This is a genomic window from Colwellia sp. BRX9-1 (genome assembly GCF_014077195.1).
Lineage (GTDB): Bacteria > Pseudomonadota > Gammaproteobacteria > Enterobacterales > Alteromonadaceae > Colwellia_A.
This window is the reverse complement of the sequence record NZ_JACGVM010000054.1, coordinates 1-1,561: the sequence shown is the minus strand read 5'-3', so window position 1 is coordinate 1,561 and position 1,561 is coordinate 1. Positions and strand designations below refer to the sequence as shown.

Below are 1,561 nucleotides of genomic sequence, written 5' to 3'. Positions count from 1 at the left end.
TTTAAACAATAAAACGAAGTGGCGATTACACCTAACGCCACGTTAAGCGGCAAAAAATTGTTGGCTAAAATTGTGAACGGAGTGAAACAGCCAACTGTTTTTTGTCCGTTTGAACGCCTTGTTAGCTGGCATATGCACCATAAACAACTGCTACTGTAATTAAGGATAGAGCTAAACTTGACAGTTTTGCTAAAGCCTCATTATTAGTACCATTACCTTTGAATGATAACCACAGCAGACAGATCTGAGATCCTATTGTAATTATGAATGCGAATATAGTTGCAGCAAAAAGCGGCAACTCCCAAACAGTTAACGAAAACCCAAACATTAAACCAAAAAATACAGCAGCAAGAGACAAAGCTACTTCTGCAGATTTGTAACCCAAAATACTTCTAAGCACTGATATATGTGACACTGTTCTTCCAGCTACGAGTACGACAAGGCTCAAACTGAAGATTGATAATACAGCAATAAAATTAAAAGTTTTAGGTGCCGAATTTTCACCAATAATAGAGTTAATTTCTTTATTTAAGAGTGGAAATTCCAACCGATAAAGGAGACCAAGAACTGCACCTAAAATAAGGCACCAGCCTAATGAAGATAAAAACCTTAAGATTATTCCTTTAAATGTCCGTTCTTCCACGATACTTCCTTTGACAGCTAACGCCCTAATAACAGGCAAAAAATTGTTTGCTAAAATGTTGAGGAACGAAAACAGCAAACTGTTTTTTGTCCTTGTTGATTAGCTTGTTAACTGGATTATTACAACAATGACCATTAATAACAAATAGATATTGAATGCCCATTGCCCGATATAACCTATACGGTAAAGCCTTAACGCATACCGTTTAATATTTTTATTAGGAGTAGCCACAAATCCCTTTTTGAAAATATATTCACCATAACTTGTACGAATTTGGAACTTCCAACGAAACCGAATTTTTTCATAAAGCTCGAGATCAACAGCTTTAACTAACGGAAAAAATTTAAACCATAATACGATAGATACACTTAAGCATAAGGCAAAAATAGCCACGAAAAAAAGTGCAATGTTGAATATATGCTCCATGCAAGTTTTATCCAGTTAACGCCCATATTAAGCGGCAAATAATTGTTGGCTAAAATAGTGAGGAACGAACGACAGCCAACTGTTATTTGTCCGTTTGAATTGCTTGTTAGGTGAAGTTTGTTTGTAAATACAAAACCTTAAAGCAAACACTAAAAGTTAATATTACATTCGCCACTTTATAAACACAACTGCTAGATTTTGAGCCACAACACCAAACAATAAAAAGCCAATTCGCAAGGACATTTTGTTTTTAGGTAATGCCCGCAGACTATATTGGCGCAAATGACGTAGAGCTTGGCGAAACACTCCAAAACATATTAAGAAAACATAAACGCCCTACTTAAATTGGCAAATGCTTTAAACAATTAAACGAAGTGGCGATTACACCTAGACACAATGACTCCCCACAAGGTGCTAGCCTCTAAATGTGGGTTAGTTTTACAAACCAGAGCCATAATATATGTGTCAACATTATCAAACAGAGGCTAGCAT

1 protein-coding gene is annotated in these 1,561 nt (G+C 35.9%); it reads right to left on the bottom strand.

Features of this window, described 5'->3' with window-relative positions; all coding sequences use genetic code 11:
• Positions 1–121 precede the first annotated feature (121 nt).
• Complete coding sequence (locus H4J76_RS19430; RefSeq protein ID WP_182231139.1) at positions 122–643, bottom strand: hypothetical protein; 522 nt, start codon at positions 641–643, stop codon at positions 122–124.
• Positions 644–1,561 lie beyond the last annotated feature (918 nt).